Origin of the sequence: Caballeronia sp. AZ7_KS35, assembly GCF_023631045.1 — a bacterium.
Taxonomy (GTDB): domain Bacteria; phylum Pseudomonadota; class Gammaproteobacteria; order Burkholderiales; family Burkholderiaceae; genus Caballeronia; species Caballeronia zhejiangensis.
Genome location: NZ_JALQDV010000038.1, coordinates 265,482 through 283,237, shown reverse-complemented (window position 1 = coordinate 283,237; position 17,756 = coordinate 265,482). Strand labels below are relative to the sequence as shown.

Here is a 17,756-nt window from a genome sequence, read left to right as displayed (position 1 = left end):
GACTGCTGATCCTAGCGGCAGGCAGACTCGACTTTCCGGACGCGTCTCGAAAATAGCGGCGAGCGGCGGTTGCGATTACTTCAAGGAATCATTTCACACTACCCCCGATCGCCCCCGCAATATCCCTGCTCACGCTCGCGAGCGCGCGGCTGTGCGCGGCCACGAGCGCATCCCAGCCGCTTCCGCTGACCGGCTCGCGCACGAGCGAACGGCCGGTCAGCGCGTTGTCGTCGCCGAAGCGGCGCACGGACCAGTGCGCGTCGATCGCGACGGCATCGCCGGGAACGGATTCGAACTGCTGGATATCGACGCGCACGCGCCACGCGTTCGCATCCGCGATCGCGCGCGATGCAGGCGCGACCTGATCCGATGCGAGCAGCAGCGCGAGATCGCCCGCGATGGCATCCGCGATGCTGCTCTTGAGCGGCTCGCCCCAGCGCGCGTATTCGTTCAACGTGACTTCGTTGTCGGTGCTGCGCGTGACGATCTGCGGCCGGTCGACGAGATCGGGCACCGTCACCGGTCCGACGATCACCGGCCTCGATGCGACACGCGCGGTCGCCGCGGTCAGCGACGGATCGGCGCTCAAGCGATAAAAGCTCGCGCTCGGCGAGGCGCATCCGGCGAGCATCGCCATCGAAAGAACGAGAGAGACGAGTACGGGCCGCATCACTTCTTGTCCTCCGGCTTGCCGCGCAGCAACGCTTCCGGATGCTGCTGCAGATAATCCGCGAGACTGCGGAACGAGACCGCCGTGCGCGTCAGTTCGCGGATCGCTTCGGCCGTGTCCTGCTGCAGCCCGGAATCCGGCATCAGCGTGGAATGCGCGGCATCGAGCGCGGCGCGCGCCGCGGCGAGCGTCGTCGCGGCCTGCGGCACGACTTCCGTGTTGAGGCCCTGCATCAGCCGAGTAGTGCTGTCGAGCGTCTGCCGCGCGCTCGCGGTCAGCTCCTCGATCGGCAGCTTGTCGATGCGCGTCATGATGCGGTTGACCGAATCCTGCAACGAGTCGAGGCCGCTTGGCGTCGTCGGCATTTCGGGCGGCGTGCGGCTCCAGTCGATGCTCGCTTTCTTCGCAGCCGGGAAGAAGTCGATCGACACATATAACTGGCCCGTCAGCAGGCTCCCGGTGCGCAACTGCCCGCGCATGCCGCGCGCGACGAGCACGTCCGCGAGTTCCTTGCGGTCGTTCGTGAGGCGGCCGCCCTTCGGCACGTTGGCGAAGCGCGACGTGAAACGCTCCGGATACAGATTCACCTCGACCGGTATGCTGATGCGCTTCGTCACCGGATCGAAGCGCGTATAAATCGCCGACACCTCGCCGATCTGAATGCCGCGGAATTCGACCGGCGCGCCGACCGCGAGGCCGCGCACGGAACCATCGAACGCGAAGACATATTTATCGACGATGCTTTCGCGCACGCGCAGCGCATCGGCGCGTGTCGGATGCAGCGTGAACACGGTGTCGCGCGGCGCTTCCGCCCAACTGAGCGACACGGCGGGCGTCTCGAACGCGAGTCCGCCGATGAGGATCGACACGAGCGACTGCGTGTTGACCTTGAGCCCGTCGGTGCCGAGCGTCACGTCGATGCCGCCCGCCTGCCAGAAGCGCGAATCGGCGTTCACGTAACGGTCGTAGGGCGCGTTGACGAATACGTGCAGCGTGACGCCGCTGCCGTCCTTGTCGAGTTCGAACGCCGTCACCTGGCCCACTTGCAGACGGCGAAAATAAATCGGCGTGCCGACATCGACCGAGCCGAGATCGGTCGCCTTCAGGATGAACTGCCGCCCCGGCACGTCGCTCGCGAAGATCGGCGGCGTTTCGAGGCCAGTGTAATCGCGCCGGTCCTGCTTCGAGCGGCCGATGTCCATGCCGATATACGCGCCCGACAGCAGCGTACTGATGCCCGACACCGAGCCGCCCGCCACGCGCGGCCGCACGACCCAGAAGCGCGTGTCGTCGACGAGCATGTTGGTCGCGTCGCGCGTCAGCTCGGCCGTCGCGATCACGCGCGTGTAATCCTTCGACAGCGCGACCGTCTTGACGAGGCCGATGTCGACGTTCTTGAACTTGATCTTCGTCTTGCCGGCTTCGAGGCCTTCGCCGGTCTTGAAGCTGATGGTGACGGTCGGCCCTTTCTCCAGCACGGCCTGCGCCGCGAGCCAGATGCCGATCGCCACGGCGACCAGCGGCACGATCCAGACCCACGGAATGCGCCAGCGCCTCTTCGGCACGACTTCGGCATCGGGCGTGTTCATCGCGTACCTTCCCGAGTCGGCGAGAAATCCCAGATCAGGCGCGGATCGAACGACATCGCCGCGAACATCGTCAGCACGACGACCGCGCCGAACGCGATCGCCGCCGGCCCGGCCTCGATCGTCGCCATCGCGCTGAACTGCACGAGCGCGACGAGCACGGCGATCACGTAGATATCGAGCATCGACCAGCGTCCCACGAATTCGACGATACGGTAGACGCGCGCGCGAAACGCGCTCTGCTGCGTCATGCGCAGATTCGCGCTCGTGGCGAGATAACCGATGGCGAGAATCTTCAGCATCGGCACGGCGATGCTCGCGATGAACACGAGCACCGCGAGCGGCGGCGAGCCGGACGTCCACAGATACGCGACGCCGCTCATGATCGTGTCTTTCTGCGCGCCGAAGAGCGAGCTCGTGTTCATCACCGGCAGGATGTTCGCCGGGATATACAGGATCGCCGCCGAAATCAGATACGCCCAGGTTCGCGAAAGGCTCGCGGGCTTGCGCAGATGCAAATGCGCGCCGCAGCGCGGACAGCACAGATGGCCGCGGTGCTGCATGCCGCGCGTGGAAAGGCCGCAATCGTGACATACGCAGATGCCGCTTTCCGCCGCCGTGCGCCCTTTGAGCGGCGTGTCGGCGGGCATGCCGGGCGGCGCGCCTTCGACGCGCTGCCACATGGCGCGTTCATCGAACGACGATGACGCCGCGACGAGCAGCAGCATCAGCGCGGCGAGCGACCACAGCGCCGGCCCCGTCACCACCGATGCGATATGCGCGAGCTTCACGACCGCGACGAGCAAGCCGAGCATCAGCACTTCGGTCATGCCCCAGTTGCGCGCGACGCGCAGCAGGCGATACACGGTGTCGGCGCGCCACGGCCGGCGCTCCAGATAAAGCGGCAGCAGCAGCCACACCATGCCGAGCGCCTGCACGGCGGGCATCAGGATCGTCGTGAAGAAGATGAGGGCGGCGAGCGGCCACATGCCGTCGCGATAGAGCACGCGCACGGCGCCGAAGAGCGTCGTCTCGACGAGATCGCCGTTCACCGCGAGACCGACGATCGGAAACGCGTTCGAGATCAGCCACAGCACGCAGGCGGCGAGCGCGTACGCGAGCGCGCGATCGAAGCCGCGCCCGCGGCGCCGGTACAGCACGGCGCGGCAGCGGCAGCAGCGCAGCGTGCCGCCGGGCGGCACGTCGCACTCGCGCTGCATCAGATCGCATTCGTGACACGCGATCAGCGGCCGCGCGTCGCGATCCTCCGATGTGACCGTGTTCATTGCACCGTCTGCGAAGCGGGCTGGCCCGGTTTGGGCGAATCGGCGGAAGGCGTGGCCGACTGCTGTTGCGTCGTCATCTTGTCGGCTGCGACGACCCAGCCGCCGCCCATCACCTTGTAGAGCGTGACGAACGACACGAGCGCGGCGGCCTGCGTCTGCGTCGCCGACAACTGCGCGTTGAAGAGGCTGCGCTCGGCGTCGAGCACTTCGATGTAACTCGTATAACCGCCTTCGTAGCGCGCCCGCGCAAGGCGCGAGTAGGTCGCGAGCGCCGTGACCTGGCGGCCCTGCACTTCGAGCTGTTCGTGCAGTTTCTGCGAGGCGATGAGCGCGTCGTCGACTTCCTGGAACGCGACCTGGATCGCCTTCTGATACGTGAGCAGCGCCGCCTGCTGCTGCGCTTTGGCGGACTGCACCTGACCCGAGATGTTGCCCGCCGTGAAGATCGGCTGCGTGACCTGTCCCGCGAACGACCAGATGCGCGACGGCCCCGTGAACAGCGACGAGAACTGGCCGCTCGCGGTGCCGAGCAGGCCCGTCAGCGAAATCTGCGGGAAATAGAGCGCGCGCGCCGCGCCGATCAGCGCGTTCGCCGCGATCAAATCCTGTTCCGCCTGCAGCAGATCGGGCCGGCGCTCCAGCAAGTCCGAAGGCAGGCCGGCGGGGATGACGGGCGTCGCCATCTCGCCGAGCGTTCGGCCGCGCACGATCGGCCCGGGATTCGCGCCGAGCAGGATAGACAGCGCGTCTTCCTGCTGCGCGATCTGCGTTTCGAGCTGCGGAATCGTCGCGAGCGAGGCTTCGTATTCGGACTGGCTTTGCGCGAGTTCCATCTGCGAGACTTCGCCGCCTTCGAAGCGCAGCGTGAACACATGCACCGATTCGGCGCGGCTTTGCGTCGTCGCCTTCGCGATTTCGAGCTGCTTGTCGAGACTGCGCAAATTCAGATACGACGACGCCACCGACGCCACCAGCGACAGGATCGTCGCGCGCCGTCCTTCTTCGCTCGACAGCAGGTTCGCACGCGCGGCTTCGGTCAGACGCCGGGTGCGGCCGAAGAGATCGAGCTCCCACGACGCGGCGATCGACGCCTGGAAGTCGTTGTAGACCGGCCCGAAGCCGTTGAGCGGTTGCGGTCCGGCCGCCGACGCGCGCTGCCGCGAGGCCGTCGCGCCCGCCGATATCTGCGGGAACAGCAAGGAACGCGTCGTGACGAACTGGCCCATGAACTGATCGACGCGCGCCGCCGCGATCTTGACGTCCTTGTTGTTCGCGAGCGCCGTCGAGATCAGCTCGTCGAGAACCGGATCCTGAAACTGACGCCACCATTCCGAGTTCGCGGCGTCGGCGACTTCGGGCGCGGCGAAGCGGTACGTCGCCGGGGTTTCGACCGGCTGACGCGAGTAGTTCGGGCCGAGCAGGCAGCCGGACAGCGACAGCGCCGCGGCGATGCCCGAAAACGAGTGAACGAGGCTGGCGCGCCGCATGTCAGTCTCCCTTGTCCGGAGCGGACGGCGACGCGTTCGGGCCGCTTCCGCCGTGCGTCTGCTTGGCATCCGGCGCGCTCGCTTCGGCGCCTTTCTTCTTCTTCGAGCGGGAGGACATCGTTTCGAGTCCCCAGAAGAACATCGGGATGAAGAACACGGCGATGACCGTCGCGCCGAGCATCCCGCCGATCACGCCCGTGCCGATCGAATGCCGGCTGTTCGCCGATGCGCCCGTCGCGATCGCGAGCGGCACGCAGCCGAGAATGAACGCGAGTGAAGTCATCACGATCGGGCGCAGGCGCTCTTCGGCGGCGGTCATCGCGGCGTCGTAGACCGACGCGCCCGCCTCGCGATTCAGCACGGCGAACTCGAAGATGAGAATCGCGTTCTTCGCGGCGAGTGCGACGAGCATCGTCAAACCGATCTGGAAGTACACGTCGTTGTTCAGGCCGCGCAAGAGGATCGCGAGCAGCGCGCCGAAGATCGCGAACGGCACCGCCATCAGCACGCCGAACGGCAGGCTCCACTTTTCGTACTGCGCGGCGAGAATCAGGAAGACCATGATGAGGCCGAATATGAACACGAGCGCCGACGAACTGCCCGACTGTTTCGCCTCGTAAGCCTCGCCGCTCCAGCCGATGCCGTAATCGCTCGGCAAGTCCTTCGCGATGTCTTCCAGCGCCGCGATCACTTGCCCCGACGCGTAGCCCGGCGCGGCGTTCGCCGTGATCTTCACCGCGGGGAAGTTGTTGAAGCGCGTGATGAGATCGGGACCGGTCACGTACTTCGTATTGACCACGGACTTGAGCGGCACCATCTCGCCGCTCTTGCTCTTCACGAAAATCTGCGTCAGATCGTCGGGCTTCAGCCGATACTGCGGCTCCGCTTGGAGAATCACCTGCCACAGGCGGCTCGATCGATTGAACTGCGACACGTACAGCGAGCCGAACATCGTCTGCATCGCGCTGTAGACGTCCTCGACGGGCACGCCGAGCGTTTCGGCCTTGTCGCGGTCGACGTTGGCGAGCAGTTGCTGCGACGACGCGTTGAACGTGCTCGTCACGCCCGTCAGTTCCGGCCGCGCTTTCGCCTTCGCGACGAAATCGTCGACGATTCCGGCGAACTGCGCGATGGTCGCGTCGCCCTTGCTCTGAATCCACATTTCGGTGCCGCCCGTCGTGCCGAGGCCCGGAATCGACGGCGGATTCAGCGGCACGACGATGCCCTCCCGAATCTGCGAGAGATGCTTGTAAGCATCGACGAGCACGGCGCGCGCGTTCTGCGTGCGGATATTCGCCGACGTATAGCGATCCTCGAAACTCTTGAAGCCGACGAAGAACGTCGACGAATTGTTCTTGTTCTGGCTGTCGAGAATGGAGAAGCCATCGACCGTCGTGATGCTGCCGACCGCCGGCTGTTTCATGAAGTATTCGGTCACGCGGTCGGACACGGCGCCGGTGCGGTCGAGCGACGCGGCATCGGGCATGATGACGGCGCCGAGCAGATAGCCCTGATCCTCGGGCGGCAGGAACGCCGTCGGAATGTCGCGCATCATCATGACGGCGAGCGCGATCATGCCGACAAAGAGCAGCAGCGCGATCGCGAAACGCTTGATGACGAGCCGCACGAGGTGCGTGTAGCCCCGCGTCATGCGCGCGAATTGATTGTCGAACCAGCGGAAAAAGCCCTTTTTCTCGTGATGTCCCGGCTTGAGCAGCAAGGAGGCGAGGGCGGGCGACAAGGTCAGCGCGACGAGGCCCGATATCACCACCGATATCGCGATCGTGATGGCGAACTGCTTGTACATCTGCCCCGTGATGCCGGAGAGGAACGCCACCGGCACGAACACCGCGCACAGCACGAGCACGATGGCGACGACCGGCCCGGCCACTTCGTCCATCGCCTTCTTCGCGGCGGTCTTCGGATCGAGCTTGTGCACCGTCATGTTGCGCTCGACGTTCTCGATCACGACGATCGCATCGTCCACGACAATGCCGATGGCAAGCACCATGCCGAACAGCGTCAACATGTTGATGGAGAAGCCGAGCGCTTCCATGCCCATGAACGTGCCGACAATCGACACCGGCACCGCGAGCACCGGAATGAGCGTCGCGCGCAGGCTTTGCAGGAACACGAACACGACGATCACGACCAGCACGACCGCTTCGAAGAACGTATGCACCACATCGGAGATGGACGCGCGCGTGAACTCCGTCGTGTCCATCGCGATTTCGTAGTCGATGCCCTGCGGGAACGTCTTCTTCATTTCCGCGAGCGACGCGCGCACCTGCTTGGACACATCGAGCGCGTTCGCGCCAGGCTGCTGATACACCGCGAGCACCGTCGCCGATTTGCCCTGAAAGCGGCTGCGGATCGAATAGTCTTTTTGTCCGAGCTCCGCGCGTCCCACGTCTTTCAGACGCACGATCGCCGCGCCGCCCGATTGCGCGCGGATGATGATGTTCTCGAACTCGGCAGGCTCGGTGAGGCGGCCCGTCGTCGTCACCGCGAAGGACTGTTCGACGGGCGCGCCAGTCGGCGATTGCCCGAGACGGCCGACCGCGAACTGCTGGTTCTGATTGGCGACGGCGCGTTGCACGTCGGCGGCGGTGATGCCGAGCTGCGCCATGCGGTCGGGCTTGAGCCAGATGCGCATCGCGTAATCGGGCGTGCCGAAGATCGCGCTCTGGTTCGCGCCCGGAATGCGCTTCAACGCGTCGAGGACGTACACGTTCGCGTAGTTCGCGATATACGTCGCGTCATAGCGCTCGTCGGGCGAATAGATGGCGATGACCATCATGAACGCCTGCGACTTCTTCTGCACCTGCACGCCCTGCGCCGTCACCGACTGCGGCAGTTGCGGCAGCGCGAGGTTCACGCGGTTCTGCACGTCGACCTGTGCGAGTTCCGGATTCGTGCCGATCTGGAAGTACGCGTTGATCGTGAGATTGCCCGTCGACGAGCTGGACGAGCTCATGTAGATCATGTTGTCCGCGCCGTTGACCTGCTGCTCGATCGGCGCGGCGACGTTGTTCGCGACCACATCCGCGCTCGCGCCCGGATAAGTCGCGGAGATCGTGATCTGCGGCGGCGTGATGTCGGGATACTGCGCGGTGGGCAGCGCGAGCATGGTCAGCGCGCCGCCCAGCGTGATGATGATCGAAATGACCGACGCGAAAATCGGACGGTCAATGCAGAAATGTGAAATGTTCATTGGCCTCTTCCGCGCGACGTGCTTGTCGTCAGATCAAATCACTTCACTTTTCGGTCCCGCCGCTTGCGTTCTTCGCGTCTCCGAGCGACGCCTCCTGCGCGCCCGATGCCGCCGCGCCGCCCGCGGCCGGTGCGGCGACGACGCGAACCTGCGTATCCGCGCCGACGCGTATCGCGCCATCGACGATGACGCGTTCGCCCGCCTTCAGGCCGTTCGTGATGAACCAGTCGTCGCCGTGCCATTCGCCGACTTCGACGACGCGCTGATGCGGCTTCGACTGTTCGTCGAGCACCCACACGAAGTGACTCTTCGCGCCCTGCAGCACGGCGCGTTGCGGCACGAGAATCGCGTTGGGTCGCACCGCGCCCGCCACGCGCGCCTTGACGAACTGTCCCGGTCGCAACGTGCCTTGCGGATTCGCGAACACCGCGCGCACGAGGAACGTGCCCGTCTCCGTGCTGAACGCCGGATTCGTGAAGTCGATGCGACCGGTTTGCGGAAAGACGGAGCCGTCGGCCTGGATGACGGTCACATCGAACTTGTTGTCGGGCGGAAAGCGCAGTTCGCCTTTCTTGATCTGCTCGCGATAGCCCAGCAGTTCGTTCTCCGAGATGCTGAAGTTCACCCACATCGGATCGAGCTGGTAGACGTAGGTGAGCAGGCCGCCCTGCGTCGGCGTCACGTAACTGCCTTCCTGGATGCGCGCGAAACTGGACAGGCCCTTGAGCGGCGAGCGGATCGTCGTGTAGCTGAGATTCAGTTCGGCGGTCTGCACTTCGCCTTTCGCGGCGATGACGGCGGCCTCGGCGCTCTTTTCGTTGCCGATGGCGTCATCGAGATCCTTCTTGCTCAATGCGTTCATCGCGGCGAGCGGCTTCACGCGCGCGAGATTCTGCTGCGTGACGAGCAGCCGCGCCTGCTGTTGCGCGAGCGAGCCTTTGGCCGTCTGCAGCGCGGCCTCGAACGGCCGTTTGTCCATGAGGAACATGACCTGATTGGCCGAGACGAGCGCGCCTTCGGTGTACATGCGCTTTTCGAGGAAGCCGTCGACGCGCGCGCGGATTTCGACCTCGCGCGAGCTTTGCGTCTGCGCGGTGAATTCGAAGTCGACGGGCGTCGATTGCGCCGTGACAGTCACGGCGGTGACATCGACGGCGGGCTTCTGCGCTGGCGGCGCCGGCTTCTTGCACGCCGCGAGCGAGAGCGACGCGAGCGCGGCGATCGCGCCCACGCGCAGCGCGCGCATGGAGCGCGAAGGTGGAGCGAACGAGCAGCAGTCCAGTACGTGTTCCGACACGAACGCCATGGGCGCCTCCCCCGTTGGGATGGCCGATCGTTGATGAGCGAACGCGCCAACAGAGCGCCTCGCCACGACAATGCTCGCGGTGTGCGTTTAGGCGGATGCGCCCGGAAAGCGTGCGCATTTCCGGTGCGCCTGCGCCATGCGATGAAATCGCGCGGGACAGGACTTAGGGCGACGTCAGCGAGCGCGAGCCTGATGCTTGTAATGTGGCGTAGCTGCCTCCGGTTTTGACGGTCGAGTTATAGCCAGAGAGATGCTCTTGGTTCGCCACCGAGTGGCGTGACGTGCGTGACGAGTCTACTAATAGCTGAACTCGGATGAAAACGCCATAGCGTTTATCGGCATTTTGACTGAATGGTGTGGATCGGGATGCGCAGCAATTACTGAACTGGCGTGCTGAATCGGCGGGGAAGGTATGGATGGCTTAGCGAGCCGTCGGATTCATCGTGACGATAAATGCAACGCCGAACCGAAATGTCGATATCCTGACTTGGGCGCCGTGACGCCGCCGCCGTGCGCTTTCCGGCGGCGAGTCGGAATCACAAATGCCCGAACAGCGCCCGCGGCCGGTCCCTCAACGTTCCCGCCAGCATCCGCAATCCGCTGACGAGCTGATCCCGGCTTTCCGCGCACGCGAGATTCACGCGCACCCCATGCTCGATTTCCGACCGGTCGACCGCGAACGCCGACGAGGGCATCACCACGACGCCGCGCGCCTTCGCATTCGCGGCGAAATCGTCCGCGCGCCACGGCAGCGGCAGCTTCAACCACACGAACATGCACGCCGGATCCGATTGCAGGAATTCCTGCGGCAGCAACTCGCGCGCGAGATCATGCCGCGCGCGGATTTCCGCGAGCTGCGCATTCATGATGTGCTGCGCGGTGCCGTCCTCGATCCAGACGGTCGCGATCAGCATCGACAGCGGCGCGGGCATCCACGCCGTCGTACGCACGGCCTCCGCGCATAGCGCGGCGTTGTCCTGCGGGCTCAGCAGATAACCGAGCCGCAAGCCGGGCGCTAGGATCTTCGACGTCGCCGAGATGTGATACGTCAGTTCGGGGCACAGACTCGCGAGCGTCGGCAGACGCTGCGCGACGAGCGGCCCGTACACGTCGTCCTCGATGATCGCGACGCCATGCCGCCGCGCGACATCGACGAGCGCCATGCGCCGTTCCAGGCTCATCGTCGTGACCGTGGGATTCTGCAGATTCGGCACCGTGAAAATCGCCTTCGCCGGCACGCGCCTGCACACGCGCTCGACCTCGTCGATCAGCAAGCCGTCGCGGTCGCTCGGAATGCCCACGATCTCGAACTGGAAGACGGGCGCGAGCGCCTTCAGCCCGTAATACGTGAGTTGATCCGCGAGAATCACGCCGTCCGTGCCGATCAGACTGTTGAGGACCGCATACAGCCCGTGCTGCGCGCCGCTCGTCACGACGACCTGATCCGGCGTCGGCGCGAAACCCGGCGCGCTCATCCAGCGCGCACCGGCCGCGCGCGCCCATGACGGCCCCTGCGGCGGCTGATATTCCTGCAATTGCGCAAAGCGCGGATCGCGCGGCAGTTCGCCCATTGTGCGCGCGAGGCACGCGAGGAATTCGCCGGTCGCGGGCCGGTTCACCGTAAGATCGATGACCGAGCTGCCCGTGCTCGCGGGCGGCATCTCGACGCTCGGCATCGCGCCTCCCGTGACGAGCGAGCCGCGCCGCTTGCTGCCGATCACGAGGCCGCGCAGCTGCAACTCCTTGTACGCGCGCGACACCGTCGACACGTTGATGCCCAGTTCGCTCGCCAGTTGCCGCTGCGGCGGCAGACGGCTGCCCGGCGGATACATGCCGCTGCGGATTTCCTTCTCGATGGAGCTCGACACCTCGATATAGGTCGATCGCTTCGTCGTGCCGTCGGCTTCGCCGTTTGCGCTCAGCGTCTGATCCTTGTCGGAAGCCATGAATCTGTGTCTCCATACAAACATTGCTTTGTCCGCGATTTGTGCGGAAGTCTGCCGATTCTAACTCAGCGCATCACCGACGCAATGTCTGTATGAGAGCTGAAACGCCTCTGCAAGTGCCGCTCCATCCTTCACTCAGGGAAAATCCCGGGACCACACAACCACGCTTCTAATTGCACACAAAAAAATATTGTGTGATTCTAGGATCAGAGTTTGTCTGGTGCGTGTCTCATCCCGCGCTTCCCGATTCATCCGATCTTTGTCCGCAGGAGATTCCCCGATGTCCTTGCCTGAAACCTCGCAACCCAAGCTAGGCTCCGCGCTGCGTCAGCGGCACGTCACGATGATCGCGCTCGGCGGCATCATCGGCGCGGGGCTGTTCGTCGGCAGCAGCGCGACGCTCGCGACCGTCGGTCCGGCGGCGTGCGTGTCGTATCTCGTCGCCGGCATCGTGGTGCTGATGGTCATGCGCATGCTCGGCGAAATGGCGCTTGCCGTGCCCGGCGTCGGCTCGTTCACCGAATATGCGCGCATCGGCCTCGGCAACTGGGCCGGCTTCACGAGCGGCTGGCTGTACTGGTATTTCTGGGTGATCGTCGTCGCGGTCGAAGCGGTCGCCGGCGCGGCGATATTGCAGCGCTGGATACCCGCGCCGGTTTGGGTCATCGGCCTCGTGCTGCTGTCCGTGATGACCGTCATCAATCTGCTTTCGGTCAAGTCGTACGGCGAATTCGAGTTCTGGTTCGCGTCGATCAAGGTCGCGGCGATCATCGTGTTCCTCGCCATCGGCGCGGGCTATCTGCTCGGCTTCGGGCACGCGGGCAGCGCCGTGGCGCATCTCACCGGCAATCGCGGCTTCCTGCCGTTCGGCGCGATGTCCGTGTTCGCCGCCGTGCCGACCGTCATCTTCGCGGTCGGCGGCGCGGAAATCGCGACCATCGCCGCGGCCGAATCCGACGATCCCGCGAAAAGCGTCGCCGCGATGACGCGCTCGGTCATCCTGCGCGTCATCACGTTCTATGTCGGCTCGCTGTTCCTGATTGCGTGCATCGTGCCGTGGGGCAGCATCGTGACGGGCCACTCGCCGTTCGTCGCCGCGCTGGAGACGATGCGCATTCCCTACGCCGCCGACATCATGAACGCGATCGTGCTCGTCGCCGTGCTGTCCGCGCTGAACTCGGGCCTGTACGTGTCGTCGCGCATTCTGTTCCGTCTCGCCGAACGCGGCGATGCGCCGAAGTCGCTGCTCGAGCTCACGCCGAACAAGGTGCCGCGTCTCGCGGTGGTGCTGTCGAGCGTCGTCGGTTATGTGGCGATCGTCGCCGCGATCGTGTCGCCGCAGGGCGTGTTCCTGTTTCTCGTGAACGCATCGGGCGCGGTGATGCTGTTCGTCTATCTCGCAACGGCGCTGGCGCAAATCCGCATTCGCCGACGCATTCAACGCGAAGCGCCCGAGCGTCTCACGCTGAAGATGTGGCTCTTCCCGTGGCTGTCGTATGCCGTCGTGATCGCGATCGTCGGTGTGCTTGCGGCCATGGGCGCGGACCACGAACTGCGTCCGCAACTGATGGCGAGTCTCGCGAGCCTCGCGGCCGCATCGGCGGCGTACTTCTTCGCCGCGAAGCATCATCATCGTCATGAAGAGAGCGAATCGGCGACGGGCTTCCTGTCGCAAGACAATCGGCTCGCATGGAAGGGGCAGGACTGATGTCGAACGTGGCGATCATCGGCGCGGGGTTCATCGGCATGGCGAGCGCGGCCTGGCTTACGCGCGACGGTCACAGCGTGACGCTGTTCGATCCGTCGGGCGTGGCGCAGGGCGCGTCGTTCGGCAACGCGGGCACGTTCGCGCCATACGGATGCGTGCCGGTGAACAATCCGTCCGTATTCCGCGATATTCCGCGCTTTCTCTTCTCGAACGATAGTCCGTTCAGATTGCGCTGGCGTTATCTGCCGCAACTCGCGCCGTGGCTCGCGCGCTTTCTGATGAGCTCGCGACAAAAGAATTTCGAAGCGAGCGCGCAGGCGCTGGCCGCGTTGTTGTCGCGTGCGCAGGAAGGCTATGCACCCTTGCTCGACGACGATGCCTTGAAGCGCTTCGTCAAGCCGCGCGAATGCCTTTATCTGTATTCGAGCGCGGCTTCGTTCGACGCGTCGCGCGATTCGCTGGCATTGCGCGAGAGGCTGGGCGTCGGCTTCGATGTGCTCGACAGCGGCGCGATCCGCGAACTCGAACCGCAACTCGCGCCGATTTTCGCGCGCGGCGTGCTGTTTCGCGATAGCTGGCATTTCAGCGATCCGGCGGGCTTTCTTCAGGCCTTGCACGAGCGGCTCGCCGCCCGTGGCGCGCAACTCGAACGCAAGAAGGTCGACGCGATCGAGCCGGGCGTGCAGGACGTCGCGTTGCGCGTCGAGGGCGATGCGCGCCGCTTCGATCATGTCGTCGTCGCGACGGGCGCGCGTTCGCGCGAATTCGCGCAGCAATGTGGCGATCGCGTGCCGCTCGATACCGAGCGCGGCTACCACATCCGTTATGCGTCGGCATCGAACCTCATATCGCGGCCGTGCGGCTGGGCGGAGCGCGGCTTCTACATGACGCCGATGAGCGATGGCATTCGCGTCGCGGGCACCGTCGAACTCGCGGGTTTCATCGAGGAGCGCAATCGCGCGCTGCTCGATCTCGTCACCGTATCGTCGAAGCGCGCGTTGCCCGCGCTCGGCACGCCCGATCGCGAATGGCTGGGCTTTCGTCCGACGCTGCCGGACGGCGTGCCGGTCATCGGCGCATCGAAGGCGAGCGAGCGCGTCGTGTATGCGTTCGGGCATCAGCATCTTGGCTTGACGCTCGCGGGCGTGAGCGGACGCATCGTCGCCGATCTCATCGCGCGACGTTCGCCGCCACTCGATCTCGCGAGTTATCGCGCGTCGCGTTTTCACTGAGGAGCATGAACATGAATCGCCGTATCTTTCTTTCGGGCGTGACCGCGGGCGTGCTTGCCGCGTACATGCCGATGTCGTGGGCCGCCGATCCCGAGGTCGTGAAGATCGCGTTCGTCGGACCGTTGACCGGGCCGGTTGCGCGCGTCGGCAAGGACTTGCAGTACGGCGCGCAACTCGCGATCGACGAAGAGAACGCGAAGCATCCCATCGTCGGCGGCAAGCCCGTCAAGTTCGAACTGGAGGTGTACGACGATCAGGCCGATCCGCGCGTCGCGATTCAGGTCGCGCAGAAAGCGGTGGATAGCGGCATCGTCGGCGTGATCGGGCATTACAACTCGGGATGCAGCATTCCGGCATCGACCGTCTATCACCAGGCGAATGTCGCGATGATCACGCCCGGCTCGACGAATCCGCAACTCACGAAACAGGGCTTCAAGAACGTGTTCCGCACGATGGGCCACGATGGCGTGGGCGGCGTGGTGGCGGGGCGCTTCGTCGTCGAGCAGATGAAGCCGAAGCGCATCGGCATCATCGACGATCGCACGGCGTTCGGGCAAGGTCTCGCCGATGCCTTCGAGAAGGGCGTGAAGGAAGCCAACGGCAAGGTCGTCGCGCGCGAATACACGAACGACAAGGCCGTCGATTTCCGCGCGATTCTCACGACGATGAAGAGCCAGAACGTCGATCTGATCTTCTTCGGCGGACTCGATGAACAAGGCGCGATGCTCGTCAAGCAGATGCGCTCGCTCGGCATGACGACGCAGCTCTTCGGCGCGGGCGCACTGAAGAGCAACGCGTTCCTGCAGATCGCGGGCACATCGGGCAACGGCACGCAGGACCTCGAGCCCGGTCCCGCGCTCGACAAGCTGCCTTCCGCGCAGGAGTTCGGCAAGCGCTACAAGGCACGCTTCAATCAGGATGTCGAACTATATGCGCCATTCGCCTACGATGCCGCGCTCGCGATGATCAAGGCCATTCACGATGCGAACTCGCTCGATCGCGGCAAGATCGTGGAAGCGCTCGCGAAGGTCAACGTCACCGGCGTGACCGGCAAGATTTCGTTCGATCCATATGGCGATCTCATCAAGCCTCCATACACGCTCTTTCAGGTCGAGCAAGGGCAATGGAAGAGTTTGAGGACGGTCGGCGGAAGCGGCGTATGAGCTTCAGCGAAACCGTAGGCGTTCGGACGTATCGTTTCGACGATCTCAAGACGCTATTGGCGAAAGCGAGTTCGCGACGTTCCGGCGACGAACTCGCGGGCATCGCCGCCGCGACGGAAGAAGAGCGCGCGGCGGCGAAGTTGGCGCTGTCGAGGGTGCCGTTGCGCGCGTTCATCGAAGAAGCGTTGATTCCGTATGAGGACGATGAAGTGACGCGCCTCATCATCGATGAACATTCGCGGGAGGCGTTCGCCGTCGTGTCGCATCTGACGGTCGGCGAGTTCCGCGAATGGCTGCTCGCCGATACGACCGATACCGCCGCGCTCGTCGCCGTATCGCAAGGGTTGACGCCCGAGATGGTCGCGGCCGTATCGAAGCTGATGCGCAATCAGGATCTCATTCTCGCGGCGAAGAAACGTCCGGTCGTCACGCGTTTCAGGAATACCGTGGGATTGCCGGGGCACATGTCGGTGCGCCTGCAGCCGAATCATCCGACCGACGATGTGCAAGGCATCGCCGCTTCGATGATCGATGGCCTCATGTACGGCTGCGGCGACGCGATGATCGGCATCAATCCCGCATCCGACTCGCCGCAGGCCATCGGCAAATTGCTCGCGATGATGGATGCGTTCCGCGAACGCTACGACGTGCCGACGCAAACCTGCGTGCTGACACACGTGACCAACACGCTTGCGGCGATCGAACACGGCGCACCGGTCGATCTCGTGTTCCAGTCGATCGCGGGCACGCAAAAGGCGAATGCGTCGTTCGGCATCTCGCTCGCGTTGTTGCAGGAAGCGTATGAAGCGGCTTTGTCGCTGAAGCGCGGGACGGTCGGCGAGAACCTGATGTACTTCGAGACGGGACAGGGCAGCGCGTTGTCGGCGAACGCGCATCATGGCGTCGATCAGCAGACTTGCGAAGCGCGCGCCCATGCGGTCGCGCGCAAGTTCGATCCGTTTCTCGTGAATACCGTGGTCGGCTTCATCGGTCCGGAATACCTCTACGACGGCAAGCAGATCACTCGCGCCGGACTCGAAGATCATTTCTGCGCGAAGCTGCTCGGCGTGCCGATGGGTTGCGACATCTGCTACACGAATCACGCCGAAGCCGATCAGGACGACATGGACAATCTGCTTACGCTGCTCGGCGCGGCCAACGTGAACTTCATCATGGGCGTGCCCGGCGCAGACGATGTCATGCTGAACTATCAGAGCACGTCGTTTCATGACGCGCTGTATGTGCGCGACGTGCTCGGTCTGAAACGCGCGCCGGAGTTCGAAGCGTGGCTGCGCGCGATTCAGATCACGAATGCGCGCGGCATGCTTCAGACGCGCGCCGAGTGGCCCGCCCTGAACGACTGGATGAGGGCGTGATGAGCGTCAGCCAGAATCCGTGGAAAGCGCTGCGCCGTTTCACCGATGCGCGCATCGCGCTGGGACGCGCGGGCAACAGCGTGCCGACCGCGCCGCTGCTCGCGTTCAATCTCGCGCATGCGCAGGCGCGCGATGCGGTGCATCGGCCGCTCGATGTCTCGTCGTTGCTGGGAGAACTGGCTTCGAAGCGATTCGCATGTGCTTCGGTATGCAGCGCCGCTTCGGCACGCGATGTTTATCTCCGTCGTCCGGATCTTGGCCGCATGCTGAGCGACGACAGCGCCGCGCGTCTCGCGACCCACGCGACGGACGCGGATGTCGTGTTCGTCATCGCCGATGGACTGTCGTCGAAAGCAGCGGCGACGCACGCGATACCGCTCATCGAAAGAACGATCGCGCGGCTCGACGGATGGCGCATCGGTCCGGTCGTCGTCGCGACTCAGGCGCGCGTCGCGCTCGGCGATTGCATCGGCGCGATATTGAGGGCGCGCATCGTCGCGGTGCTGATCGGTGAGAGGCCGGGGCTCAGTTCGCCCGCGAGCCTCGGCGTGTATGTGACTTACGATCCCGTGCAGGGCCGCAGCGATGCGGAGCGCAACTGCATATCGAACGTGCGTCCTGAAGGACTTGCTTACGACGCGGCCGCGTTCAAGCTCGCGTGGCTGCTGAACGAAGCGCGCACGCGCAAGCTGACGGGCGTGAGCCTCAAAGACGACAGCGCGACGACGCTGCCCGGGCGAACGATGGATCGCCTATCGGGTGCATAGCAATGGACGATGCTT

Annotated in this window: 12 protein-coding genes; 5 read left to right on the top strand and 7 right to left on the bottom strand. The window is 64.6% G+C overall.

Annotated features, from left to right (window positions below; all coding sequences use genetic code 11):
* Nucleotides 1–88: 88 nt before the first annotated feature.
* From NCT05_RS24005 to NCT05_RS23975, 7 genes are all read right to left on the bottom strand, one after another.
* Nucleotides 89–670: a PqiC family protein gene (locus NCT05_RS24005; RefSeq protein WP_250503334.1), complete on the bottom strand. Its 582-nt coding sequence runs from the start codon at nucleotides 668–670 to the stop codon at nucleotides 89–91.
* A complete protein-coding gene (locus tag NCT05_RS24000) occupies nucleotides 670–2,259 on the bottom strand; it encodes a PqiB family protein (RefSeq protein ID WP_008348480.1) in 1,590 nt (529 codons plus the stop codon). The genes NCT05_RS24005 and NCT05_RS24000 overlap by 1 nt, the downstream gene beginning before the upstream one ends.
* Nucleotides 2,256–3,542 carry a paraquat-inducible protein A gene (locus NCT05_RS23995; RefSeq protein ID WP_008348479.1) on the bottom strand — a complete coding sequence of 429 codons (1,287 nt, stop codon included), beginning with the start codon at nucleotides 3,540–3,542 and terminating at the stop codon, nucleotides 2,256–2,258. The genes NCT05_RS24000 and NCT05_RS23995 overlap by 4 nt, the downstream gene beginning before the upstream one ends.
* Nucleotides 3,539–5,029, bottom strand: coding sequence for an efflux transporter outer membrane subunit (locus NCT05_RS23990; protein ID WP_250503324.1), 1,491 nt, complete (start codon nucleotides 5,027–5,029; stop codon nucleotides 3,539–3,541). The genes NCT05_RS23995 and NCT05_RS23990 overlap by 4 nt, the downstream gene beginning before the upstream one ends.
* 1 nt (nucleotide 5,030) lies before the next feature.
* The gene (locus tag NCT05_RS23985) at nucleotides 5,031–8,243 is read right to left on the bottom strand and encodes an efflux RND transporter permease subunit (protein WP_008348476.1); all 3,213 of its coding nucleotides are present in this window, start codon (nucleotides 8,241–8,243) and stop codon (nucleotides 5,031–5,033) included.
* A gap of 43 nt (nucleotides 8,244–8,286) precedes the next feature.
* On the bottom strand, nucleotides 8,287–9,549 hold the full coding sequence (locus tag NCT05_RS23980; protein WP_008348475.1) for an efflux RND transporter periplasmic adaptor subunit: 1,263 nt from the start codon (nucleotides 9,547–9,549) through the stop codon (nucleotides 8,287–8,289).
* Nucleotides 9,550–10,085: 536 nt separating this feature from the next.
* The gene (locus NCT05_RS23975) at nucleotides 10,086–11,495 is read right to left on the bottom strand and encodes an aminotransferase-like domain-containing protein (protein WP_175981168.1); all 1,410 of its coding nucleotides are present in this window, start codon (nucleotides 11,493–11,495) and stop codon (nucleotides 10,086–10,088) included.
* Between the two features lie 280 nt (nucleotides 11,496–11,775).
* Here NCT05_RS23975 and NCT05_RS23970 point away from each other — a divergent pair, with 280 nt between their 5' ends.
* Genes NCT05_RS23970 through eutC form a run of 5 tightly spaced genes read left to right on the top strand, consistent with a single transcriptional unit; the run spans nucleotide 11,776 to nucleotide 17,741 of the window.
* Nucleotides 11,776–13,203: an amino acid permease gene (locus tag NCT05_RS23970; protein ID WP_008348471.1), complete on the top strand. Its 1,428-nt coding sequence runs from the start codon at nucleotides 11,776–11,778 to the stop codon at nucleotides 13,201–13,203.
* A complete protein-coding gene (locus NCT05_RS23965) occupies nucleotides 13,203–14,435 on the top strand; it encodes an NAD(P)/FAD-dependent oxidoreductase (RefSeq protein ID WP_250503333.1) in 1,233 nt (410 codons plus the stop codon). Before NCT05_RS23970 ends, NCT05_RS23965 begins: the two co-directional genes overlap by 1 nt.
* An 11-nt stretch (nucleotides 14,436–14,446) precedes the next feature.
* Nucleotides 14,447–15,598 (top strand): branched-chain amino acid ABC transporter substrate-binding protein, encoded by a 1,152-nt coding sequence (locus NCT05_RS23960; RefSeq protein ID WP_250459892.1) that lies wholly within the window; start codon nucleotides 14,447–14,449, stop codon nucleotides 15,596–15,598.
* Nucleotides 15,595–16,974, top strand: a complete 1,380-nt coding sequence (locus tag NCT05_RS23955; protein WP_250503323.1) for an ethanolamine ammonia-lyase subunit EutB — start codon at nucleotides 15,595–15,597, stop codon at nucleotides 16,972–16,974. Before NCT05_RS23960 ends, NCT05_RS23955 begins: the two co-directional genes overlap by 4 nt.
* Entirely contained in the window at nucleotides 16,974–17,741 is a 768-nt protein-coding gene (gene eutC, locus NCT05_RS23950) for an ethanolamine ammonia-lyase subunit EutC (protein WP_250503322.1), read from the top strand. Before NCT05_RS23955 ends, eutC begins: the two co-directional genes overlap by 1 nt.
* The last annotated feature ends 15 nt before the right edge of the window (nucleotides 17,742–17,756 follow it).